The following is a 23,607-nucleotide window of genomic DNA, read 5'->3' on the forward strand; positions in this document are numbered from 1 at the left end:
AAGGATGATGAGCATGACCGCTTCAGTCACTTTCGCTGGCGCACAGGATGACGCTGAACCGGACCTGTTCAAAAGCGAAACTGACGCGCTTGAACATGCCCGTTCCATTCTGGCCCTGACTGAAGCAGAGGCTCCGGTGTACCAGCAGGCACTCGCCGACCTGACCGTGCACTTCGAGCGGCTGATGCGCGAGACACGCCGCCTGATACGCCGCAGCGACCGTGCCGAGCGCGAGATGAACGCGCTCAATGCCCAGTTGCAGACCCTGGCCCATCAGCTCGAATACCGCGCCACCCACGATGCGCTGACTGGCGTGCTGAACCGTGGCGCGGTCATTGACCTGACCGTCCAGGCCCTGCAGAAAACCGGTGCGGTGATGGTGGTGCTGGATATCGACCACTTCAAGCAGGTCAACGATGAGTTCGGCCACCCCGCCGGCGATGCGGTGATCCAGGGCATCGTCGGTTGCCTGCGGCGTGTCGTCGGCAATGGCGGATTCATCGGGCGCGTGGGCGGCGAGGAATTCACCGTGCTGATGCCCGCCGGCACGCTCGAGGAAGGCCTGGCCCTGGCCGAAACCCTGCGCGACACGATTGCCTCACATGTTTTCGGCCAGCCGGTAAACCGCCGGATCACCGCGAGTTTCGGCGTCAGCGCCAGCCCCGTCGGCACCCGTTTCGACAGTGCCTATGGGCTGGCGGATGCGGCGTTGTACCAGGCCAAGCGCTCCGGCCGCAATCGCGTCGAGGCGGCGCGGGCAGACGCCGCGGCCTGTACGCCGGAACACGCGAAAGAAGAGAACCCGCGCCCTCCTCTTCCCGTTCCCGATCAGAAGATCGAGATAGGGTAGTCGGCGATCAGGCGCAGCTCGTTGTTGTCGCCTTCGGCCTGGTCGGCATTGCCACGGTGGAAAGACTCGCGCAGGCGCAGGGACAGGTCCTTGGCCGGGCCGTTCTGCACCACGTACTTGGCTTCCACATCGGTCTCGTGGTGCTCGCCGTTGGCGCCATAGCCGTAGGCATGGTAAGGGCTGTCCGCGGCTATCTTGCTGCCGTCGATATCATCGCCGTGGATGTAGCGGGTCATGAAGCTCAGGCCCGGAACGCCGTAGGTCGCCATCTTCAGGTCATAACGCGCCTGCCAGGATTTCTCGCCAGGACCGTTGAAGTCCGAGTACTGCACGGAGTTGGCCAGCAGGATCGAGTCGCCGCCGTCGCCAGGACCGTTGGTCCCGAAACCAACGTAGTCGAACGGGGTATTGCCATGGACTTTCTGGAAAGCCAGGGTCACGGTGTGGGCAGTCAGGAAGGTGTACGCGGTGGCGAAGGAGAACGCGGTGTTGTTGATCGGACCGGCCTTGGCCTCGCCCTCATCCAGGGTGCGGTAGAGATTGAAATCGAAGTTTAGCGACTGTGCCTGGGAAATCGGCAGGGTGTAGTTGGCGTTGGTGTAGTACTGGCGCCAGACGTCCTCGAACTCGGAACCGTAGAGGGTGAAGTTGAGGTTGTCGTTGACGGTGTATTTGCCGCCCAGGTAGTTGACGGCACTGGTGGTGACGTTGGCATAGGTGGCGAACAGGTCATGGTCGCTGCTGGTGGTGACCACCCCGGTACCACTGGTGAAGTGGCCGGCTTCCAGGTCCAGGTCCTTGATCTCGCTGCTGAGCAGGTTGAAACCGGTGGCGGTTTCCGGGATCAGCCGCGTACCACCGGCAGCGAACACCGGTGCGGTGGGTTGCATGTCACCGTAGAGCAACTCGGTCTTGGAGACGCGGATCTTCACCGCGCCACCGGCCTTGGCGTAATCGTCTTCGGGAGAGCCGTTGCGTCCCACCGGCAGGTTGCCGGTACCGGCCGTGCCCGGCCCGCCGTCGAGCTTGATGCCCCAGTAGCCGAAGGCATCGACGCCGAAACCGACCGTACCCTGGGTGAAGCCGGAGCTGTAGTTGCCAAAGATACCCTGGGTCCAGTCACTGAGGTCGGACTTGTCATTTTTCCGGTCGCGGTTGAAGTACTGGTTCTTGAGGTGCAGGTTCAGACTGCTGTCGTCGACGAAGCCCTTGGCGTCGCTCTGGTCGGTCACGGTGGTCGCCATGGCGAACTGGGTCATGCCCAGCGACACCGCCAGTGTGAGCAAGTTGATTTTTACCGACATCGTTGTAATTCCCCTGGTTAATAAAGTTTCACTCTCTTGTTAGTGCGAACGACAGAACGCACTCCGTCATCCGCGAGGAGAGTGGAAACATGGAACAATCAATGGCAGAAGTGCCCGAAGGCCAAAGACAATCTTCGCTGCTGCAGAAGGTGGGTCAGGTCGAGCTCTTGCCGGGTGTGCTCCGGAGCACGCCCTGCGGCCACTGACGCGCAGGCGACAGTTGCCTTGCAGGGCATGTGCAATACAGGAACGGAACACTTCGGAAAATCAACCAATGGCCTCTATTGTTATTTTTGACTGCCAGCTTCTATATATATTTTTTTATTACAGCGAGCCATGTTCGTCGGGTTAATTAGCCATGAAAGATTTTTCATTGATATTAACTCGACTAGGGGAAGCAATTAACCAGAGGGGGGATCAGATCGCGTTGCGCGTATCCGGGTCCTGCAAGGCATCAAGGGCCAGGGTCGCGATGGCAACGTCATGGGCCGCCAGTCCGGTCAGGTCGACAAGGGTGATGTCGTCCTCGCTCTCGCGCCCCTTCACCTTGCCCGATAACACATCGCCCAGCAGCACTATCGAGGTGGGCTCCAGCAGGCCGTCACGGACGGCATGGCCGAGGTCGCCACGATCCGTGCACTGCCTGATATCGTCCGCCACCACCCGGCCGGCGACCTGGAACAGCTGGGGATCGATCTCCTGCTTGCCATGGCTGTCGGCACCCAGCGCGACGATATGGGTGCCGGGCCTCACCGCCGCGGCAGGGAACAACGGCTCGGTCGCCGGGGTGCAGGTGATGATCACGTTGCACTGGCGCAGCAGGTCCTCGACCCGCACGGTCGGGTGGGCAGCGATCCCCTCCTCGCGCAGGCGAGCCGCCAGGGCCTCGGCCTTGTGCGGGTCGCGGCCCCAGATGACGACCTTGTCGATGCCCAGCGCAACGGACGCCCACAAGGCCTGGAGCTCCGCCTGATGGCCGCTGCCCAGGATCCCCAGCGCGGTGATGTGCCTGGGGGCTAGGGCGACGGCCGCCAGGGCACCCGATGCGGCGGTGCGCCAGCTGGTCAGCCAGCCTTCGTCGTTGAGCAGTGCCAGGGTCTGCCCGGTGCGGGCATCGAACACCGCCATCAGGCCGTTATTGGTCGGCAAGCCGTGCCGGGCATTGTCGTAGAAGCCCATGGCGATCTTGATGACGAAGACCGGGCCGCCCTTGAAGTAGCCGTACTTGATATGGCAATCACCGGGTGGCTGGTCGAACAGCAGCTCGCCGGGCGCGGGCGATACCACCTGGCCGTCGGCATGCCGGATAAATGCTTCACGGATGGCAGCCAGTATCGCATCGTGCCGCAGGACCGCGCGCAAGGCCGGCCAGTCATGCACCGGCAACATCATGCCGCTCCTTTCAGGTAGCGCCGGAACACCTCCAGGCCCTCTTCGATATTCGCCCGCCCGTAGCCGATCCGGAAACGATCCGTCGGCACCGGGCCGAGCGCCGAGGTATAGATGCTGGACGGCAGCAACAACACCCCGGTGCGCTCGACCAGGTCGGCGGTAAAGCTTTCCACCCCTTCCCCGCCCAGGTAGCGCGGATAGGCAATGCAGCCACCGTCCGGGCGATACCAGTCGAACCGCTCGCTGAACTCGGCGAAGAAACCGTCCAGCACTTCCAGGTTGTGTGACATCAGCTTGTGGATACGCGCGAGGATCCGCTCGCGGGCCTTGAGGGCGATGATCGAGAGGATTTCGCTGGGCCCCGAGTTGCAGATGGACAGATAGTGTTTCATTCGCTCCATGCGCACCAGCAGCCCGGCGTCCTGGCAGGCGATCCAGCCGATACGCAGCCCGGGCAGGCCATAGGGCTTGGACATCACCGCCAGCGACAAGCCACGCTCGTAGACGTCGGCAACCGCCGGCAGTTGCTCGCAGTCACCGACACCGATCAGCCGATAGGCCTCGTCGCTGAACAGATAGAGGCCATGTTTGCGGCACAGTTGCACCAGCGCGTCGAAGCGCTCGCGCTCGAGGATCTTGCCCGTCGGGTTGTGGGGAAAGTTGATCGAGACCAGTTTGGTATTCGGCCGGATGGCCGCGGCCACCGCGTCGATATCCAGGGTCCAGCCACGCGCCGGGTCGAGGGGCACGCCGGTGACCTCGCAGAGGCTCAAGGGGATGGTCTCGGCGGACTGGTAGTTGGGTGTCACGACGATGGCGTGGTCGCCTTTTTCCAGCAAGGCCTGCATCGCCACATAAAGCCCTTCTTCAGCACCGGCAAAACACAGGATATCGGACGACCGGACCTTGTCGTAGGTCGCGGCGATCGTCTCCCGCAGCGCCGGAGCGCCATAGGTCTGGGTGTAGCCCAGCGAAAGGTTCTCGAACGCGGCGCGGTCACTGTCGCTGGCCAGGGCCAGCAACTCCGAGAGCGTCATGCTTTCGGCATCGGAAGCGGTCATATGGTAGCGGGCGGTGAATTCCCACTTGGAGAAATAGGTCTCCAGGCGGAAGTCTGGAAGCGTGGCCATGCGATGTCCCCTGCTGAGCTGAGCGATAGGTCGTCCACCGGCCGCGGACGATCTCGCGGATGCCCGGTCGGTGGCAGTACCCGCAAGACACTATCCCGACTTATACACATTGTCTAATTTATTTTTTATGTCTAAATTAAGCTCAACACCTGCGTATCAAGCCGCTCAAGGCTGTTCCAATATCGCCCGGGAGTACGGTAACGTGCGCACGCCTGGACGAAAGGCACCGGCCTTCCCTGTCATCGCGGTTGCTGTCCACCTGAATCGAAGGCTTGCAGATGTCCTACATGAATTTCATCAATGCCACGGCACAAGGCATCGCCGGATTGCTCTACCCGCATCTGGAGGCCGTGGTACACGATGCCAGGACGGGCCTGATCGCCCATATCGCCAACAATTTTTCCAAGCGCAAGGTCGGCGATCCCTCGCTGATCGAGGATATCCCGCAGCTCGAAGCCGGACCGGATGTGATCGGCCCCTACGAAAGCAACGGGATCAATGGCCGGGTCCTGCGCTCGATCACCATTGCCGCCCGGGACGACCATGGTGAGATCATCGCGTTCCTGTGCCTGAACTTCGATGTGTCGGTGATCAACCAGGTGCAGCAACTGCTGGGCAGCTTCGCCGCCGGGTTCAACACGCAAACCCGGCCGGAGGCGCTGTTCAAGGCGGACTGGAGAGAGAAGCTCAATGAGATCGTCGAACGGATTTCCCTCGAGACCTCAGTGCGCAAAAGCGAGTTCGGCCGCCGCGAAATCACCCTGGCGCTGGCCGAAGCCCGGGCCAGCGGGCTCCTGGAAATACGCAACTTCATGGAATACCTGACCGACTACTTCGAGATCTCCCGGGCAACGGTCTACAACTACCTCAAGGCGGTGCCGGAGCCGTTGATTGCTGCCGGCACGGCGACGATCAAGGCTCCCGCCGGCAGCAGGAAGAACATGAGGAAGGCGGCTCAGGACACGCGCTCGTAGCCGCCGACCACGCCTTTTTTCGAGAGTACCCACTGCCACAGCTGGATATCCCTGGCCCGGAAAGCCCCCGCGCAGGACAGCAGGTAGTAGCGCCACATGCGGTAGAAGCGCTCGCCCATCTGCCCGGCGAAGCGTGGCCAGGCCGCTTCGAAGTTCTCGCACCAGGCCATCAGCGTCTTGTCGTAGTCGGCCCCGAAGTTGTGCAGGTCCTCGACCACGAACAGACCGTCGACGGCATCGCCGATCTGGCCGATGGAAGGCAGGTCGCCGTTGGGGAAGATGTACTTGTCGATCCAGCGATCGGTACTGGAGTTGCGGCGGTTCTTGCCGATGGTGTGCAGCAGGAACAACCCGTCGTCCTTCAGGCAGCGCTCGGCGGTTTCCATGTAGACGCGATGGTTCTTGCGCCCGACATGTTCGAACATGCCAATGCTGACGATATGGTCGAACTGCTCGTCGACATCGCGGTAGTCCTGCAGGCGGAACTCCAGGGGCAACCCGGCGTAACGCTGGCGGGCCCACTCGGCCTGGTCCCGGGAGATGGTCACGCCGACACACTCGACGCCGTAGTTCTGCGCCGCGTAGGACATGAAGCTGCCCCAGCCACAGCCGATATCCAGGACCCGCATGCCCGGCTCCAGGCGCAGCTTGCGGCACACCAGGTCGAGCTTGGCGTTCTGCGCCTCGACCAGGTCGGTTGCCTCGCGCCAGTAGCCGCAGGTGTAGGTCATGCGCGGATCGAGCATGCTCGCGTAGAAATCGCTGCCAAGGTCGTAGTGCTGCTCGCCGACCTGCCAGGCACGCTTGCGGTTCTGCAGGTTGAGCAACTTGACCCGTGCGGCGTGAAACAGCATGGCCATCGGGTTGACCCCATCGGCCAGGCCCGAACGCATCAGGCGGGCAAAGAACTCGTCCAGCTGATCGGCGTCCCAGTCGCCGTCCATGTAGGCCTCGCCGAGGCCCAGGCTGCCCTCGGACAAGGCCCGCTCGGGAACCCCGGGCCTTTTCAGCTTCATATCCCACGGCGCGTTGCCGTTCAGGCGCAGGCCCGCCTTGTCCAGAAGCTCCTCGGCCAGTCGGTAGGAACTGCTGTGGGACGTATCCTCGGTGGAGACACTGGAAGTACTGGAAGAACGGGTGGCTAATGAATCTTCGCACTTTGACTGCATCGTGAATCCTTACTTCTTGCTTGCACTGAAGTGGACAGCGAGGCCATTGTTCGAATCGATCATGGTTCAAACCGTTGACGCAGGCGCTCAAGGTTGACTTTCGAAGCTCGGGAAAGCTTAAGTCGAGGCTTCGGAGCAAGACAAACGAGGATTTGATAAAAGTGCTTTGCGCAATCTGCAACAATTTGCAACAAACCCTGCAAGCAGGCGAGTTTGCTTTACAGACGCGAAGCTAGGCACGAGCCTACAAAATCAGGGGAAATAGCTGGCTATATCATCCAACAGGTTTGAGTCGAAGATTGGTTTCAGAACGCTATCGTCGGCAGCACCGGCAGTCAGAGGGCGTTTCCAGGCCATTGTTATCGCAGGAGCCAAGATGACATTCTCACTCAACCTGTATGACGCGCTGACCGCCATCAGCATCCCAGCCGGCAAGGCCAAAGGCGTGGTGGATGCCTGGGAGGACGAAATGCAGAATTTCGCTACGAAATCGGACCTGCTTCACACCGAGACCCGCCTGAACGCATCGATCTCGGAATTGAGGACTGATATGAACGCCCTGGGTGTGGAGCTGCGGGCGTTGATCAAGGAACAAGGCGCGGAACTCCGAGAATCGATGGCGACCCAGAACTCGGAGCTTCGTGAATTGATATCGACACAAGGCTCGGAGCTTCGAGAATCGATAGCGAAACAAGGCGCGGACCTGCGGTCATCGATCACCTCACTGGAGGCCCATCACAAGCTCGTGCATTGGCAGTTTGGTATTATTTTTCTCTGTATCAGCATTCCCTCCATCAAGCTGGCCTACGACTTCCTGAGCAAGGCTTTCCTCGGCTGAGCCAACCCGACCGGACCAGGCAGCAGGCCTGCCGGATAGAAAGATCACACAATAAAAAAGCCCGCATCGCTGCGGGCTTTTTTCAATCGGGTGTCCCGTCCTGAATAAGGTTTACACCTTCTGACCTTTTTTCAGGAGGACGCAATGGATTCAGGCAAAAGGCGCAGTCAGCGAGATTACACACTGGCTTTTAAATTGTCGGTCATCGATCAGGTTGAAAAAGGCGAGTTGAGTTATAAAGAAGCTCAACGGCGCTATGGTATCCAGGGCCGGTCTACGGTGTTGGTGTGGCTACGCAAGCATGGTCGGCAGGATTGGAGCCAAGGCGCGTCTATTCGAGTGTTGAGGACCAGGTCCATGACCGAGCCAACTCTACCGCTGACACCCGAGCAGCGAATCAAAGAGCTTGAAGAACAGCTGGCGCTGAGTAACCAGAAAGCTCAGTTTTTCGAAGCCGTCGTGAATGTTCTGAAAAACGACTACGGTATTTCCGTCGTAAAAAAGCGACCCGGCAAGTCCTCTCACAAGGGCAAATCGAAGACCTGAGCATCACCAGGGCTTGCCTGTTCATGGGGATTTCTCGTCAGGCCTATTACAAGCGCAATCGGGCTTATGATGCACGGCTCAGCCACAATCAACGGATAGTGGATTTTGTCTTGGAAAAGCGGCGGCGTCAGCCAAGACTTGGAACACGTAAGCTGCACCATTTACTGCAGAGCGAAGCAGAAACGGTGCTGCAGGTAGGGCGGGACCGCTTGTTTGCAATCTTGCGAGAGGTGCGCGAACTGGTCCCGCGCAAGCGGGCTTATCACAAAACGACTCATAGCCATCATCGCTTTCGACGCCATCCCAATCTGCTCAAAGCAGGTCCGGATCAAGTCGTTGCCAATGGGCCTGAACAGGTATGGGTTGCGGATATAACCTATCTGCCCACCCAAGAAAGCGTGGCTTACCTGAGCTTGGTAACTGACGCTTACTCGCGAAAAATAGTGGGCCATCATGTGCATGAAAGCCTGCATACAGAGTCAGTCATCAGGGCGTTGAAGAATGCCGTTGCAGAGCGCAAAACCAAGCAGACGTTGATACATCACTCGGACCGTGGTGCCCAGTACTGTTCTGATCTTTATCAACGACTGCACATCAGGCACGGCATTATCTGCTCGATGACGGATGGTTATGACTGCTATCAGAACGCTCTGGCCGAGCGCATAAACGGAATTTTGAAGACCGAGTTCCTGTTGCATCGCCCAAGGGACTTGGCAGAGGCGAAGAAAATGGTGGATGAATCGGTCCTGATCTACAACGGAGAGCGGCCGCATTTGTCCCTGAAATACAAAACGCCCAATGCGGTGCATCGGGCGTTTTGAGTGAAATAGGTGTCAACCTATTTCAGGACTAGACAGGGTGGTACGACAGGGACAATACCCCATTCGCCCATCAGATCACCTGGACAATCGCCTTCACCACCGCTTCGATATTGCGCTGGTTCAACGAGGCCACGCAGATACGACCGGTATCCAGCGCGTAGATCCCGAACTCGTTCTTCAGGCGTGCCACCTGCTCCACCGTCAGGCCGGAGTAGGAGAACATCCCGCGCTGGCGACCGACAAAGCTGAAGTCACGCTTGGCGCCATACTGGGCCAGCAGGTCGACCATCTGCATGCGCATGCCGCGAATCCGCAGGCGCATTTCAGCCAGTTCCGATTCCCACTGGGCACGCAGCTCAGGGTTGTTCAGCACGGCCGCGACGATGCTCGCCCCGTGGGTCGGCGGGTTGGAGTAGTTGGTACGGATCACGCGCTTGACCTGGGACAGGACACGGGCGGTCTCTTCCTTCGATTCGCTGACGATCGACAGCGCACCGACACGCTCGCCGTACAGCGAGAACGATTTGGAGAACGAGCTGGAAACGAAGAACGTCAGGCCCGATCCGGCGAACAGGCGCACGGCGGCGGCGTCTTCCTCGATGCCATCACCAAAGCCCTGGTAAGCCATATCCAGGAACGGAACCAGGTCCCTGGACTTGACCACGTCCAGCACGTCCTGCCAGTCGGCCGGGGTCAGGTCGACGCCGGTCGGGTTGTGGCAGCAGGCGTGCAGCACGACGATCGACTTGGCCGGCAGTGCGTTGAGATCTTCCAGCAGGCCGGCACGGTTCACCCCGTTGCTCGCGGCATCGTAGTAGCGATAGTTCTGTACCGGGAAACCGGCGGCTTCGAACAGCGCGCGGTGGTTCTCCCAGCTCGGGTCGCTGATGGCAACGGTGGCGTTCGGCAGCAGCTGCTTGAGGAAATCGGCGCCGATCTTCAGCGCGCCGGTACCACCGACAGCCTGGGTGGTCAGTACACGACCGGCGGCAATCAGCGGCGAACCTTCACCGAACAGCAGGGTTTGTACCGCCTTGTCGTAGGCGGCAATGCCGTCGATCGGCAAGTAGCCACGGGAAGCATGCTGAGCCACGCGCTGGGTCTCGGCGTCGACAACGGCACGCAACAGTGGAATTTTCCCACTTTCGTCACAGTAAACACCTACACCCAGGTTGACCTTGTCGGTACGGGTATCGGCATTGAATGCTTCGTTGAGGCCCAGGATAGGATCGCGTGGTGCCATTTCGACAGCGGAGAACAGGCTCATTATTGCGGCGGCTCTGAATGGGGGGTGGAGGGGGTGACAACGCTCCGGCCGATTGCACTAGAGCGGTGCACAAACGGGGAGCTAGTATAGAGCCCATCATCGGCGAGGGCGACCGACTATTGTCGGATTCCGGCAAGTTTTTTGATTTATTTTACGACCGACAATCGAAATGCAACATTAACGTCCGACAGACACCCGCCTTGAAAGCTGTCGGACGCAACACCACATCTAGGCTTATCATGCTTTTTCCCTGCGACCTGCTGTTGCAGGCGATCTTTTTCGTTGCTGCGCGGCTTGCCGGGCAGGCGTGACCCAGAGGTACGTTATGTCCGAATTCCAGCTCGTCACCCGCTTCCAGCCCGCCGGCGACCAGCCCGAGGCCATCCGCCTGATGGTCGAAGGCATCGACGCCGGCCTGGCCCACCAGACCCTGCTCGGGGTGACCGGCTCGGGCAAGACCTTCAGCATCGCCAACGTGATTGCCCAGGTCCAGCGCCCCACTCTGGTGCTGGCCCCGAACAAGACCCTGGCCGCGCAGTTGTACGGCGAGTTCAAGGCGTTCTTCCCGAACAACGCCGTCGAGTACTTCGTTTCCTACTACGACTACTACCAGCCGGAAGCCTACGTGCCCTCCTCCGATACCTTTATCGAGAAGGATGCGTCGATCAACGACCATATCGAACAGATGCGCCTGTCGGCGACCAAGGCCCTGCTGGAGCGCAAGGACGCCATCATCGTCACCACGGTGTCCTGCATCTACGGCCTGGGCAGCCCGGAAACCTACCTGAAGATGGTCCTGCACGTGGACCGTGGCGACAAGCTCGACCAGCGCGCCCTGCTGCGTCGCCTGGCCGACCTGCAATACACCCGCAACGACATGGACTTCGCCCGTGCCACCTTCCGCGTGCGCGGCGACGTGATCGACATCTACCCGGCCGAATCCGACCTGGAAGCGATCCGGATCGAGTTGTTCGATGATGAAGTGGAAAGCCTGTCGGCCTTCGACCCACTGACCGGCGAAGTCATCCGCAAACTGCCGCGCTTCACCTTCTATCCGAAAAGCCACTACGTGACGCCGCGGGAAACCCTGCTCGACGCCATCGAAGGGATCAAGGCGGAGTTGCAGGAACGCCTGGAATACCTGCGCAGCAACAACAAGCTGGTGGAAGCCCAGCGCCTTGAGCAACGCACCCGCTTCGACCTGGAGATGATCCTCGAACTGGGTTACTGCAACGGCATCGAAAACTACTCGCGCTACCTCTCGGGACGCGAAGCCGGCGCACCGCCACCGACACTCTACGATTACCTGCCGGCCGATGCGCTGCTGGTGATCGACGAATCCCACGTCAGCGTTCCGCAGGTCGGTGCCATGTACAAGGGCGACCGTTCGCGCAAGGAAACCCTGGTGGAGTACGGCTTCCGCCTGCCCTCGGCACTGGACAACCGGCCGATGCGCTTCGACGAGTGGGAAGCCATCAGCCCGCAGACCATCTTCGTTTCCGCAACCCCCGGCAACTACGAGGCCGAACACGCCGGCCGGGTCGTCGAACAGGTGGTACGCCCAACCGGCCTGGTGGACCCGCAAGTGGAAATCCGCCCGGCACTGACCCAGGTCGACGACCTGCTCTCGGAAATCTCCAAGCGCGTGGCCGTGGAAGAGCGGGTACTGGTCACCACCCTGACCAAGCGCATGGCCGAGGACCTGACCGACTACCTCGCCGACCATGGCGTGCGCGTGCGCTACCTGCACTCGGACATCGACACCGTCGAGCGGGTGGAAATCATCCGCGATCTGCGCCTGGGGACCTTCGATGTGCTGGTGGGGATCAACCTGCTGCGCGAAGGCCTGGACATGCCGGAAGTCTCGCTGGTGGCGATTCTCGATGCGGACAAGGAAGGCTTCCTGCGCTCCGAACGCTCGCTGATCCAGACCATCGGTCGCGCCGCCCGTAACCTCAATGGCCGGGCCATCCTCTACGCCGACCGGATCACCGGCTCCATGGAGCGCGCCATCGGTGAAACCGAGCGCCGTCGCGACAAGCAGATCGCCTTCAACCTGGCCAACGGCATCACCCCCAAGGGCGTGTTCAAGGACGTCGCCGATATCATGGAAGGCGCCACCGTGCCCGGCTCGCGCAGCAAGAAGCGCAAGGGCATGGCCAAGGCCGCCGAGGAAAACGCCCGCTACGAAAACGAACTGCGCTCGCCGAGCGAGATCGGCAAGCGCATTCGCCAGTTGGAAGAAAAGATGTACCAACTGGCCCGCGACCTGGAGTTCGAGGCGGCCGCACAGATGCGCGACGAGATCGGCAAGCTGCGTGAGCGATTGCTGACGGTCTGATCCAGAGGTTGTCCACAGTCCTTGTGGGAGCCGGGCTTATTGATAGCCCGTTCAGTCCAGCAACATCGCCAGCAGCACCAACGCCAGCAAGCCGGTATAGATCCCGGCATGCAGGCGGTCCGGAATGCGCCCGATCAGGGGGCTCACCAGGCGCATTCCCGCCAGCGATCCGAGGATCAGCACGCCGAACGCGGGCAGATCCACATAGCCGGCGAACCACGGCCCCAATCCCAGCGGGCGGAACCCGGCGAGAGCGACATAGGTCAGGGTCCCCACCACCGCCACCGGCACGCTCAGCGGATTGGCCATCGCCGTCGCCAGCGTCATGCTCAGGCCATTGCGGCGCAACAGCGGCACGGTCATGACACTGCCGCCGACTCCGAGAAAGGTCGCCACGGCACCGATCAACAGGCCACCACCCACCGTGACGACAGGTTTGAGCGGTTTCGCCGGGGAGACCAGCGCCTGCTCCATGAAGCCGCGCCGCGCCAGGCAATCCACCAGGGTCAGGCCCAGATAAACGATAAACGCCCAGCGTACCGCCTCGCTGCTCACCAGGCTCGCCAGCACCGCCCCCGATACCGAGCCAAGGCCGATGAATCCCGCCAGGGGCCAGATCCACGCGCGCCGCAGGTTACCGGCACGCCGGTGCTTGCCCGTGGCGATCAGGGCATTGACGATCATCACGCAGGTCGAGGTCGCCACGGCGATCTGCATCGCCGCTCCGCTGATCGCCGGGTCCGGACTGTCGCCCAGAATGCGGTACAACAACGGCACCACGACAAAACCGCCACCGAAACCGAACAGCACGCTGGTCATGCCAGCCAGTGCGCCAAACAGCGCCAACAGCCCATAGAGCATCACATCGGGTCCTTTCAGGAAGAGAGAACCCCACCTTAAGCGGGCAACATCTGGCGTGCTTGCGCAAGCCAGTCAATACTGTTTGAGTTTCGGCCAGACAGATCCCGCCATGCGCAATACCGCCCTCGCCCTCTACGATCACCTGCCCCAAGCGGTGATCGCCATCGGCACCGATTATCCCCACGGTCACCTGCTGGCCCGCCATCAGCACCGGCGGGCACAATTGCTCTATGGCGCCACAGGGGTGATGCATGTGCTGACCGATGACGGTAACTGGATCGTCCCGCCACAGCGTGCGGTCTGGATTCCCCCCGGGGTGCCACACCAGGTGCTGATGCTCGGGGTCAGTACCCGCAGCCTGTACATCGAGCCGACGGCCGCCGGGGCGATGAGCCCGACGTGCCAGGTGCTGGAAGTCTCTGCCCTGCTGCGGCAACTGCTGATCGCCGCCGTCGAGATGCCGGTGGCGTACGACGAACAGGGCCGCGATGGCGCGTTGATCACGCTGGTGCTGCATGAACTGGCCAGCGCCAGCAGCCTGCCACTGCATATTCCCCTGCCCCGGGACCCGCGCCTGCTGCCACTGTGCCAGGCCTTCGTCGAGCAACCGGATATCCGCCAGTCGCCCCAGGCCTGGGCGGACCGCCTGCATCTTAGCCTGCGCAGTTTCGGCCGGCTGTTCCAGGAGCAGGTCGCCCTGAGCTTTTCACACTGGCGCCAGCGTGTCTGCGTGGTGCAGGCCCTGGCCCGCCTGAGCGCAGGCGAAGCGGTGACACGGATCGCCCTGGACTTCGGCTACCAGAGCCCGGCGGCGTTCTCCACCATGTTCCGCCGGGTGCTGGGTCGATCCCCAAGCAGTTTCCTGCACACTTCGGCTACCTTATGACGACATGCCCGAAAAGGACCACGCCCATGCATATCCTCAACGCCCGGCTGCGCCACCGCGAAGGCCTGTACGACCTGCACCTGGAGGACGCACGGATCGCGAGCATCACCCCGCAAACCGGCCTGCTGGCAGCCGGCCCGGCGGACCTCGACGCCCAGGGCAACCTGGTGGTGCCGCCGTTCGTCGAGCCGCATATCCACCTCGACGCGACCCTCACCGCAGGCGAACCGCGCTGGAACATGAGCGGCACCCTGTTCGAAGGCATCGAATGCTGGGGTGAACGCAAGGCCACCATTACCCACGAGGACACCAGGACGCGGGCGAAAAAGACCATCCGCAACCTCGCCGCCCACGGCATCCAGCATGTACGCACCCACGTCGATGTCACCGACCCGGAACTGACGGCGCTCAAGGCCATGCTCGAGGTGCGCGAGGAAACCCGGCACCTGATCGACCTGCAGATCGTGGCCTTTCCCCAGGAGGGCATCGAGTCCTATCGCAATGGCCGCGAACTGATGGTCGAGGCGATCAATCTCGGCGCCGATGTGGTCGGCGGTATTCCCCATTTCGAATACACCCGCGACCAGGGCGTCTCGTCGGTGATGTTCCTGATGGACCTGGCGGAGAAGACCGGCTGCCTGGTGGACGTGCATTGCGACGAAACCGACGACCCGCACTCACGCTTTCTCGAGGTCCTCGCCGAAGAGGCCCGCAGCCGTGACATGGGTTCGCGGGTGACCGCCAGTCACACCACGGCCATGGGTTCCTATGACAACGCCTACTGCGCCAAGCTGTTCCGCCTGCTCAAGGCCTCGGGCATCAGTTTTGTCTCCTGCCCCACCGAAAGCATCCACTTGCAGGGCCGCTTCGACAGTTTTCCGAAACGCCGTGGCGTGACCCGCGTGGATGAGTTGCTGCAAGCCGGGATGAATGTCTGTTTCGGCCAGGACTCCATCGTCGACCCGTGGTATCCACTGGGCAACGGCAATATCCTGCGGGTGCTGGAGGCCGGGTTGCATATCTGCCACATGCTCGGTTATCGCAATCTGCAGAACGCCCTGGACCTGGTCACCGACAACAGTGCCAGGGCCATGGCCCTGGGCGATCGCTACGGCCTGGAAGCCGGGCGCCCGGCCAACCTGCTGATCCTCCCGGCCGACAACGACTACGAAGTGATCCGCAGCCAGGGGCTGCCGCTGTATTCGATCCGCCAGGGAAAAATACTCATGCGACGCGAACCGGCGCAGGTGGAACTGCTGGAGTGATCCACGCAGCAGCGGATCGCTACAGCGGCTTCAGGTTCTTCGTCATGTAGACCCGCTGAAAACCCGAGTCCGCAGCGCGGTGGGTTTCGACATAACCCAGCCGCGCATACAGCACCAGGTTCTCGCTCATGGCCTCGTTGGTATACAGGCGAATCGCCGGACACCCCGCATCGAGCGCGGCCTGTTCGGCGAACGCCATCAATACCCGACCCAGCCCGCGCCCCTGATATTCAGGAGCAAGCGCCACGTTATCGAGCAACATGGCACCTTGCTCGCGGATCAGCACCAGGATCCCGGCCACTTGCCCGGACACCTCCAGCACAAACAGGTGCCCGGCCTGCAGCACGGCGGCATAGTCCTCCAGCATGGGGCCGGGCTCTCGCCCCATTCGCGGGATATAGATACGGTAGGCCGCATCCACGATGGCCTCGACCCGGGGCAGGTCGCGTGCTTCAGCCAGGCGCATGATCGATTGCATAGTGGGGACTTTCCTTGATCGGCAGGTGCATGGAAAAAGATTGCCTGATATTAATGCCTTACTCCGCCGCCGATGGACCGAGCATGAAATTCGACAAAGCCTACTGCGTCAGCCTGGACGAGAAACTGACGATCTACGATGTCCGCGACCTCAACTTCGACGAGACCGTGGCGTTCGATTCGGCCAGGGAGTGCTTCCAGTGCCCGAACGATGCCTGCCGTACGGCCTTCGACAGCACCAACCAGTTGACCACCTACAATGCCACGAATGTGCGTTTCAAGCGTACCCCGCACTTCAGGAACATGCCCAGCACCCGGCACCTGGCGGACTGTCCGTACCTGAGCCCGGAAACCGCCCCCGGCGTCCTCGACCCCGACCATCCGCAGGACGAGATCGAGGGCGAACAGAACTTCCCGGTCGAACTGCTGCTGACCCGCCGCGTCTACACGCGCAAGGCGCCCGCCGGCAATGACACCCGCCTGCCGGCGACGGCACCCGATGTCGTGCTGCCTCCAGCCGAGAGCAGCGCCGACAACGCGCCCAGGACGGTGCCGAACCGCACCAGCGTATTTGCCCATCCGGTGGAGTGCTTTGTCTCCAACTTCGCCAACAGGGAACTGCTCAAGCGCATGCCGCTGACCATCGGCGAGCAGAGCCTGAACTACCAGGCCTTCTTCAAGAAAGTCGAGTACTGCCAGGACCGCAAGGGCCTGATCTACTGGGGCCGGATCAAGGAAATCAAGGATTACGGGAGCAGCTTCAGCATCGTCTTCGACAAACCGGTCTGGGCCGACAAGAAGCGCTGTTCGGTGAATGTCTACCTGAGCAAGGGCCTGATCGAAAACTACCGCCAGCGCACGGCGTTTCTTGCCGAAATCAAAAGCGTGATCGACCAGGCCGACGATCTCTACTGCTTCTTCTACGGCGTCACCCCGGAGTTGAAACAGGTGCCGAGCAAGAAAAACCCGGAGCAGACCTTCAGTGTCTTCAGTTGTGAAATCGAGAACCTGGATCACTTCCTGATTCGCCAGGCGCCAGGACTCGACGCGGGTTGAACCGGTTCACTCGGATGCGGTGGAAAGACCGGCCGAGGGCCCCGCCCACTGGTAGGTCTTGTGGGCCGCGCAGCGGGTGTCGGCGGCCTTGGAGCGGTCGAAGACGAACTCGAACGTCACCGCCCCCTGATAATCCGTGCGCACGATGCGATTGATATCGAGCATGTGCCAACTGCCATCCTGCTTCAATGAGTCCGGCGAGTGATAGGCGTCGCTGCCCCTGACCACGCCCTGCCGGTTCAGCGTATCCAGGTGAAAATTGATATTGGCCTTGTTGCCGCCGCCCTGGCCGTCGCTGCGGACGATCCGGTAGCGCACCGCACTGACATCGAAATAGGCCGTGTTGCCGGCGGAGGCGAACACCACCCTGGCCTCCAGCTCCCCGCGAAAGCGCCCCACCGAGCAGGAAAAATAATCGGTGCGACTGCCCACCAGCAGTTCCGCCGGCGTGGACTCGATGCCGTCGGTGGCGGTGGAAGATGCCGCGATCCTGTCGCTGGAGTCCAGCCCGGGCCCCGGCTGCGCGCTGCTGGAACAGGCCGTGAACACCAGGCCGGCACACAGCCATGTACTGAATAAACCTCTGACAGCTCTCATCAATGAATTCCCTTTGAATGAATCGAAAACCCGGGCCCGTCTCCACGGCCCGATCCGGGCGAGGCCGTCATCGGCCTTCACCCCATCGATTCATTCAAGCCAAAACCGCCCGCTGCGGACAAGGGCACAACCGCACCGCCGCGGGACGGGCGAGTCCGATCCCGGTGTCGGAGTCGAACCGCGCCCGTGCCGGTCGTCAGCCCTGGCGCCGGGCAGCGCCGAACAGATGGACGCTCTGCAGCTCGCCCGCCTGCGCCACTAGGCGAATCGGCGCGGTGCCGCCGGGCATGCTGACCCGGACCTCGCCCGCCGCGACCCAGCCGGCTTGCCAGGCCGCACAGGCCACGGCACTGGCGCTGGTACCCGAGGATGCGGTCGGCCCTTCGCCGCGCTCGAACACCCGCGCTTGCAGGTGCCCGGGGCCCGCGAGCGTCGCCCACTGCAAATTGACACCGGCCGGACACGGCACGCCAGTCCCCACGGGCGGCGCAAAGGCAATCGCGGCCAAGCCGGTTTCCAGGGCCGGTTCGAGCATCTGCGCATTGCTCGGCAACGCCGATGCCTCGTCGACCAGGGTCACGCAATGGGGATTGCCGATCCGCACGAACTGGCTGCGCTGCCAGGCGCTGTTCAGCCTCGCCAGACCCGGGATATGGCTCAGGTGGCGGCCATTCGACCCGGCGTCACCCATGCCGGCGGCCGCGACGGCGGCAGGACCGAACGCCGGCTTCCCCAACGCCAGCCAGAAACCCTGGATACCTTCGACCTGTGCCGGCTCGACCACCGTGACCACGGGAGAGTCGCCGCCCGGTTGATCGTGATGGACCTGCAACCGACAGCTTCCTTGCGCCGGCAGCAGGCCTTGCTCGGCCAGCGCCTGGGCGAAAATCGTCAAGCCGTTGCCGCTGCGTTCGGCCAGGGTGCCGTCGGTATTGATGATCAGCAGATCGAAGGGGGCTGCGGACTGGAACGGCCCCACCAGCAGTCCATCGGAACGATGGTGCTTGCCACCTCGCCCGGGTGCCTGGTCGCCCCAGCCGCACAACGCCTGCACCGCCCCCGCGGTCCAGGTCAGCCGCTGCGAGGCCGCCTGCGCCGCGTCCAGCGGCACCTCGAAGCCCAGGCCACGCACTTCATCGGGGCTCGCCACGGCATAGATATTCCCGCGTGCGTCGTAAAACGTCGGCATACGCCCTCTCTGCAAGCGTTCACTGGAGCCCACCACTCTAGCCTTGATCGGTCGCGGAAAAAATATTCCCGCGCAGGCATTTTCCCGCGGATTGGCTAGGCTCCTGTCTGTCGATGTCCTGCTGTCGTCGACGCGCGAACCCCTATCTTTCGCAGAGGACATACCATGAACAGCAAGGACCCCGTGGCAGAGCTGTACCGTGAAGGCCGCAAGCAGTTTATCGAGTTGGTACCTGATGGCGGCGCACGCCTGGATGCGCTGTTTCATACCGCGCCGGCATTGGGCGAATTGGCGGTCGGCGTCGTCTACGGCCATCTGCACGAGCGCCCCGGTCTCGATCCGCGGTTGCGCGAAGCCGCGACCTTCGCCGCCATCGTTGCCGCCGGCATGGTCGGGCCACCGCTCAGCGTGCATTTCAAGACCGGCCTGGCTTCGGGCCTGGCTCCCGGCGAATACACCGAACTGCTGTTGCAGGCCTCTGCCTTCACCGGCTTCCCACGCGCGGTAGCCACCGCCGACCAGCTCAACCATCTGTTTGCCGACGCCGGAATGGTTTCGCCACCGGCCAGGCCGCCAAGGGCCGTGGTGCTGGCGTTCTGTGACACGGTGCGGGAAAACCATGACCACAGCCCTTTCCCGCTCCCACCGGCAGCACGGGATCTGCTGCGTAAACCCCATCAACTCCAGGCCACCGCCACGGCGGCGGACCGGGTGCTGGTGGAATGCTACCAGGCAGGTCAGCCGGCCCCCCGTGGCGTGTTGCAGTTTCGCGTCGAGGGCGAACAGATCGTCGCCGTGACGCTCTTCACCCCCGACTAGCGCACCAGGCACGGACGCTTGTTGTCGAACGACCAGCCCGGGATCAGGAACTGCATCGCCACGCTGTCATCCCGGGCGCCAAGGCCCATGTTCCGGTAGCACTCATGGGCCCTGGCTACCGCGTCCAGATCCAGCTCGATGCCCAGGCCCGGCTTTTGCGGGACCTGGATAAAACCGTCGACGATCTGCAACGGCTCGCGGGTCAGGCCCTGGCCGTCCTGCCAGATCCAATGGGTGTCGATGGCGGTGATCTCACCCGGTGCCGCGGCCGCGACATGGGTAAACATCGCCAGGGAGATGTCGAAGTGATTGTTGGAGTGCGAACCCCAGGTCAGGCCCCATTCATGGCACATCTGGGCAACCCGGACCGAGCCCTGCATCGTCCAGAAATGCGGATCGGCCAGGGGGATATCGACCGCGTGCAACTGGATCGCATGGCCCATTTCCCGCCAGTCGGTGGCGATCATGTTGGTCGCCGTCGGCAGCCCCGTGGCGCGGCGGAACTCGGCCATCACCTCGCGCCCCGAGTAACCGTGTTCCGCACCGCAGGGATCCTCGGCATAGGCCAGCACATCATGCTTGTCGCGGCACAGGGCAATCGCTTCCTTGAGCGACCAGGCACCGTTGGGGTCGAGGGTGATCCGCGCCTGGGGGAAACGTTCGGCCAGGGCCGTCACCGCCTCCATCTCCCGGGCACCGTCGAGCACGCCGCCCTTGAGCTTGAAATCATTGAAACCGTAACGTGCCTGGGCAGCCTCGGCCAGACGGACAATGGCTTCGGGGGTCATCGCCTGCTCATGCCGCAGGCGCAACCAGGCGTCGTCGGCCTCGGCTTCATTGCGATAGGCCAGGTCGGTCCGGGCCCGGTCGCCGATATAGAACAGGTAACCGAGAACCTTGACCGCCTCCCGCTGCTGGCCCTCTCCGAGCAACGCCGCCACCGGCACGCCGAGGAACTGGCCGAGCAGATCGAGCAACGCCGCCTCCAGCGCCGTCACCGCATGAATGGTGATACGCAGGTCGAAGGTCTGTTGCCCGCGCCCGCCCGAGTCCCGTTCGGCGAAAGTCTGGCGGACCTGGTTGAGCAGCTTCTGGTAATTGCCGATGGACTGGCCCAGCAGCAGCGAGCGGGCATCCTCCAGGGTGGCGCGAATCCGCTCGCCGCCGGGGACTTCGCCGACGCCCGTGCGCCCGCTGCTATCGGTAATGATCACGATATTGCGGGTGAAGAAGGGGCCGTGGGCACCGCTGAGGTTCAGCAACATGCTGTCGTGGCCGGCCACCGGGATAACCTGGAAACCGCTGATCACCGGCGTCTGGCCGGCGGCATTGAGGGGCTGTGTAGTCATGGTTCGTACCTGTCGGCAAAAGCGTCGTTCAATGGGGTTTGTTCAGGGCCGGGCTGACGATCCCCGGCAGCGCGTGGGAAGTCTTGGGCCGGGTGCGGGCATAGAACACCAGGATCGCCGCCAGCACCGAGGTCGCGGCCAGGCCGTAGAGGCCGCCCTGGATCGAACCGGTGCGCTCCTCCAGCAAGCCGAAGGTGGCCGGCGCGACAAATCCGCCAAGGTTGCCGGTGGAGTTGATCAGGGCAATGACCCCGGCTGCGATCCGCGCATCCAGGTAGGCCTGGGGAATCGGCCAGAACAGCGACGAGGCGGACTTGAAGCCGATGGCGGCGAAACACACGGCGACAAAGGCGAACACCGGACCGCCGGTGGTGGACATGAACATCCCCGCCGCCGCCACCAGCAGCGCCGTGGCGACCCAGGCCTGCTGGTGCTTCCACTTGCCCGAGGCCGCCGCGAAGGCGTACATGGCAATGATCGAGATCAGCCAGGGAATGGAGTTGAAGAAGCCCACCTGCAGGTCGCTCAGATCGCCCATTTTCTTGATGATGCTGGGTAGCCAGAAGGTCGCGGCATAGATGGTCAGTTGAATGCAGAAATACAACAGGCAGAACAGCACGATCTGGCGGTCCTTGAGCAGGGTCCAGATCGACGGCTTGACCGGCATCGCCGCCTCGCGGGCACGCTGTTCATCCTCGATCACCTGCACCAGCACGTCCTGCTCGGCGGCGCTCAGCCACTTGGCGTCGCGGGGCGTGGAGTCGAGCCAGAACCAGGTGAAACCGCAGAGCACCACCGAGGCCAGGCCTTCGATGATGAACATCCATTGCCAGCCGTGCCAGCCGAAACCCTCGATCTGTAGCAAGGCCCCCGACAACGGGCCGGAGATCAGTGACGCCACGGCCGAACCGCTGAGGAAGATGGCAATCGCCTTGCCCCGCTCCACACCGGGCAACCAGCGGGTGAAGTAGTAGATCACTCCGGGAAAGAACCCGGCCTCGGCCACACCGAGCAGGAAACGCAGGATATAGAAGTGGGTTTCGTTCTGGACAAAGGCCATCGCCGTGGCGACCAGGCCCCAGGTGAACATGATGCGGGTCAGCCAGAGCCGCGCCCCGACCTTCTGCAGGAACATGTTGGAAGGCACTTCGAACAAGGCATAACCGATGAAGAACAGTCCGGCGCCAAAGCCGTAGGCCGCGGCGCCGATGCCCAGGTCATGCTCCAGGTGCGTGCGCACGAAGCCGATATTCACCCGGTCGATGTAGTTGACGATAAACATGATGACGAACAGCGGCAGTACATGGCGCTTGACCTTCGCCACGGCGACGGCCAGCAGTGAATCACGCTCCGGTATTCCGGACGGATCGAGGGTGTTGTTCACGACGGTCTCCCACGGGTTATTTTTGTGTGCGGGGTGCTGGTTCAGCCGAACCAGTCGACAGTCATCATACGAGTAGAAAAATCTGCTAACAAGTCCCTTCGGATTGCCTGGTGCTTGGCGATTTTTCAAAGCGATGACAGAATAACAATCAACCTATTGTTTTTATTATAAATTTATCAAATAAACCGATTAGATCATGGCACCATGCAACTTATCATCGTTTGAAAATCATCAGAAAATCATCAGAAAATCACCAGGAAACGGCTGCGAAAACCAAGCTTGTCATACATGTTTAACGGCCCTGTGCACAGCTTGTCTGACGAGTGTTAAGCTCATGCTTCACTCCTGCGCGACACGACCATGAGCCTTGATACCGACCTCCCTGCACCACGCCGCAAGCGCACGCCCAACCTGGCTACCGACCTGGTCAATCACCTGACCCAGCAGATCCGCCTGGGCCAGTTGAAACCGGGGGAAAAGCTGCCTTCGGAAAGCACCATCGTGCGTGAACACAAGGTCAGCCGCACGGTGGTCCGCGAGGCGATCTCCAAGCTGCAGGCCTCGGGCTGGGTGGAAACCCATCACGGGGTCGGCAGTTTCGTGCTGGAACGCGAGGAAGCCCATGGCCTGCGCCTGAGCGCCGACACCGCGCTGAGCGTGCGCGACATCCTCGAACTGCGCCTGGGCCTGGAGACCCAGGCCGTCGCCCTGGCGGCACGGCGGCGCGGCGCCGAACACCTGCGGCAGATGCGCGAAGCCCTCGACGAATACCAGAGCCTGCTGGCCAACAACGACAGTTGCGTGGCCGCCGACCAACGCTTCCACCTGTTGATCGCCGAGGCCACCGGCAATCCGTATTTCGCCGAGATCCTGTTGCACCTGGGGCAGTCGATGATCCCGCGGACCCGGGTGCAGGGGGCCGAGCGCGGCGACGCCGACCTTGCGCAACTGGGGCAGTTGGCCAATCAGGAGCATGAAGCGATTCTGAACGCGATCCAGCGCCAGGATGCCGATGCGGCACGGGCGGCGATGTGGACCCACCTGAGCAACAGTCGGGAACGGTTCTCCCGGGAATAACACGCCGATCGTTCC

21 protein-coding genes are annotated in these 23,607 nt (G+C 62.2%); 10 read left to right on the top strand and 11 right to left on the bottom strand.

The genetic code is table 11. The features are described from left to right. The first annotated feature begins 13 nt into the window (after positions 1–13). Positions 14–850, top strand: coding sequence for a GGDEF domain-containing protein (locus KI243_RS22030; protein ID WP_017129483.1), 837 nt, complete (start codon positions 14–16; stop codon positions 848–850). Here the strand turns inward: KI243_RS22030 and KI243_RS22035 are convergent. From KI243_RS22035 to KI243_RS22045, 3 genes are all read right to left on the bottom strand, one after another. Continuing rightward, positions 829–2,154: an OprD family porin gene (locus KI243_RS22035; RefSeq protein ID WP_177146511.1), complete on the bottom strand. Its 1,326-nt coding sequence runs from the start codon at positions 2,152–2,154 to the stop codon at positions 829–831. The two genes, KI243_RS22030 and KI243_RS22035, sit on opposite strands and share 22 nt — an antisense overlap. Positions 2,155–2,571: 417 nt before the next feature. Then, the gene (locus KI243_RS22040; protein WP_017129485.1) at positions 2,572–3,543 is read right to left on the bottom strand and encodes a hypothetical protein; all 972 of its coding nucleotides are present in this window, start codon (positions 3,541–3,543) and stop codon (positions 2,572–2,574) included. Then, complete coding sequence (locus KI243_RS22045; RefSeq protein ID WP_017129486.1) at positions 3,543–4,676, bottom strand: aminotransferase class I/II-fold pyridoxal phosphate-dependent enzyme; 1,134 nt, start codon at positions 4,674–4,676, stop codon at positions 3,543–3,545. The genes KI243_RS22040 and KI243_RS22045 overlap by 1 nt, the downstream gene beginning before the upstream one ends. A gap of 278 nt (positions 4,677–4,954) precedes the next feature. Between KI243_RS22045 and KI243_RS22050 the strand changes: the two genes are divergently transcribed. Next, on the top strand, positions 4,955–5,650 hold the full coding sequence (locus KI243_RS22050) for a PAS domain-containing protein (RefSeq protein WP_212809914.1): 696 nt from the start codon (positions 4,955–4,957) through the stop codon (positions 5,648–5,650). Here the strand turns inward: KI243_RS22050 and cfa are convergent. Continuing rightward, positions 5,632–6,819 carry a cyclopropane fatty acyl phospholipid synthase gene (gene cfa, locus KI243_RS22055; protein WP_017129488.1) on the bottom strand — a complete coding sequence of 396 codons (1,188 nt, stop codon included), beginning with the start codon at positions 6,817–6,819 and terminating at the stop codon, positions 5,632–5,634. The two genes, KI243_RS22050 and cfa, sit on opposite strands and share 19 nt — an antisense overlap. Before the next feature lie 376 nt (positions 6,820–7,195). Between cfa and KI243_RS22060 the strand changes: the two genes are divergently transcribed. Continuing rightward, positions 7,196–7,657: a DUF1640 domain-containing protein gene (locus tag KI243_RS22060; RefSeq protein ID WP_177086641.1), complete on the top strand. Its 462-nt coding sequence runs from the start codon at positions 7,196–7,198 to the stop codon at positions 7,655–7,657. Between the two features lie 144 nt (positions 7,658–7,801). After that, positions 7,802–9,024, top strand: a protein-coding gene (locus KI243_RS22065) for an IS3 family transposase (protein ID WP_212809915.1) whose coding sequence is annotated in 2 segments (ribosomal slippage) — positions 7,802–8,153 and positions 8,153–9,024 — 1,224 coding nt in all. Because the reading frame shifts where the segments join, the coding sequence is not laid out codon by codon here. 70 nt (positions 9,025–9,094) lie between these two features. Here KI243_RS22065 and KI243_RS22070 read toward each other — a convergent pair. Next, positions 9,095–10,291 carry an amino acid aminotransferase gene (locus KI243_RS22070; protein ID WP_017129490.1) on the bottom strand — a complete coding sequence of 399 codons (1,197 nt, stop codon included), beginning with the start codon at positions 10,289–10,291 and terminating at the stop codon, positions 9,095–9,097. 325 nt (positions 10,292–10,616) lie between these two features. On the opposite strand from KI243_RS22070, the gene uvrB reads away from it, so the two are divergent. Next, on the top strand, positions 10,617–12,632 hold the full coding sequence (uvrB, locus tag KI243_RS22075) for an excinuclease ABC subunit UvrB (RefSeq protein WP_017129491.1): 2,016 nt from the start codon (positions 10,617–10,619) through the stop codon (positions 12,630–12,632). A 51-nt stretch (positions 12,633–12,683) separates the two neighbouring features. Here uvrB and KI243_RS22080 read toward each other — a convergent pair whose 3' ends face one another. Then, on the bottom strand, positions 12,684–13,493 hold the full coding sequence (locus KI243_RS22080) for a sulfite exporter TauE/SafE family protein (RefSeq protein WP_212809916.1): 810 nt from the start codon (positions 13,491–13,493) through the stop codon (positions 12,684–12,686). 109 nt (positions 13,494–13,602) lie between these two features. Between KI243_RS22080 and KI243_RS22085 the strand changes: the two genes are divergently transcribed. Together KI243_RS22085 and codA are read left to right on the top strand one after the other, a co-directional pair. Then, the gene (locus KI243_RS22085) at positions 13,603–14,379 is read left to right on the top strand and encodes a helix-turn-helix transcriptional regulator (protein WP_212809917.1); all 777 of its coding nucleotides are present in this window, start codon (positions 13,603–13,605) and stop codon (positions 14,377–14,379) included. A gap of 26 nt (positions 14,380–14,405) precedes the next feature. After that, on the top strand, positions 14,406–15,644 hold the full coding sequence (codA, locus tag KI243_RS22090) for a cytosine deaminase (RefSeq protein ID WP_212809918.1): 1,239 nt from the start codon (positions 14,406–14,408) through the stop codon (positions 15,642–15,644). Positions 15,645–15,663: 19 nt separating this feature from the next. On the opposite strand, the gene KI243_RS22095 is transcribed toward codA, so the two are convergent. Beyond that, on the bottom strand, positions 15,664–16,122 hold the full coding sequence (locus KI243_RS22095; RefSeq protein WP_212809919.1) for a GNAT family N-acetyltransferase: 459 nt from the start codon (positions 16,120–16,122) through the stop codon (positions 15,664–15,666). A gap of 83 nt (positions 16,123–16,205) precedes the next feature. On the opposite strand from KI243_RS22095, the gene KI243_RS22100 reads away from it, so the two are divergent. Next, on the top strand, positions 16,206–17,177 hold the full coding sequence (locus KI243_RS22100) for a hypothetical protein (RefSeq protein ID WP_017129496.1): 972 nt from the start codon (positions 16,206–16,208) through the stop codon (positions 17,175–17,177). 6 nt (positions 17,178–17,183) lie between these two features. Here KI243_RS22100 and KI243_RS22105 read toward each other — a convergent pair whose 3' ends face one another. Together KI243_RS22105 and KI243_RS22110 are read right to left on the bottom strand one after the other, a co-directional pair. Next, entirely contained in the window at positions 17,184–17,774 is a 591-nt protein-coding gene (locus KI243_RS22105) for a hypothetical protein (RefSeq protein ID WP_017129497.1), read from the bottom strand. Between the two features lie 196 nt (positions 17,775–17,970). Next, positions 17,971–18,963 (bottom strand): diaminopimelate epimerase, encoded by a 993-nt coding sequence (locus KI243_RS22110; protein ID WP_212809920.1) that lies wholly within the window; start codon positions 18,961–18,963, stop codon positions 17,971–17,973. Between the two features lie 165 nt (positions 18,964–19,128). Here KI243_RS22110 and KI243_RS22115 point away from each other — a divergent pair, with 165 nt between their 5' ends. Further along, a complete protein-coding gene (locus KI243_RS22115; protein ID WP_177086629.1) occupies positions 19,129–19,782 on the top strand; it encodes a carboxymuconolactone decarboxylase family protein in 654 nt (217 codons plus the stop codon). On the opposite strand, the gene gudD is transcribed toward KI243_RS22115, so the two are convergent. Continuing rightward, positions 19,779–21,131 (bottom strand): glucarate dehydratase, encoded by a 1,353-nt coding sequence (gene gudD, locus KI243_RS22120; RefSeq protein WP_177119318.1) that lies wholly within the window; start codon positions 21,129–21,131, stop codon positions 19,779–19,781. The genes KI243_RS22115 and gudD overlap by 4 nt on opposite strands. A 28-nt stretch (positions 21,132–21,159) precedes the next feature. Continuing rightward, positions 21,160–22,515, bottom strand: a complete 1,356-nt coding sequence (locus tag KI243_RS22125) for an MFS transporter (RefSeq protein WP_017129501.1) — start codon at positions 22,513–22,515, stop codon at positions 21,160–21,162. A 360-nt stretch (positions 22,516–22,875) separates the two neighbouring features. Here KI243_RS22125 and KI243_RS22130 point away from each other — a divergent pair, with 360 nt between their 5' ends. After that, positions 22,876–23,592 (top strand): FadR/GntR family transcriptional regulator, encoded by a 717-nt coding sequence (locus KI243_RS22130; protein WP_212809921.1) that lies wholly within the window; start codon positions 22,876–22,878, stop codon positions 23,590–23,592. Positions 23,593–23,607 lie beyond the last annotated feature (15 nt).

This window comes from Pseudomonas sp. Ost2 (assembly GCF_018326065.1).
Lineage (GTDB): Bacteria > Pseudomonadota > Gammaproteobacteria > Pseudomonadales > Pseudomonadaceae > Aquipseudomonas > Aquipseudomonas gingeri.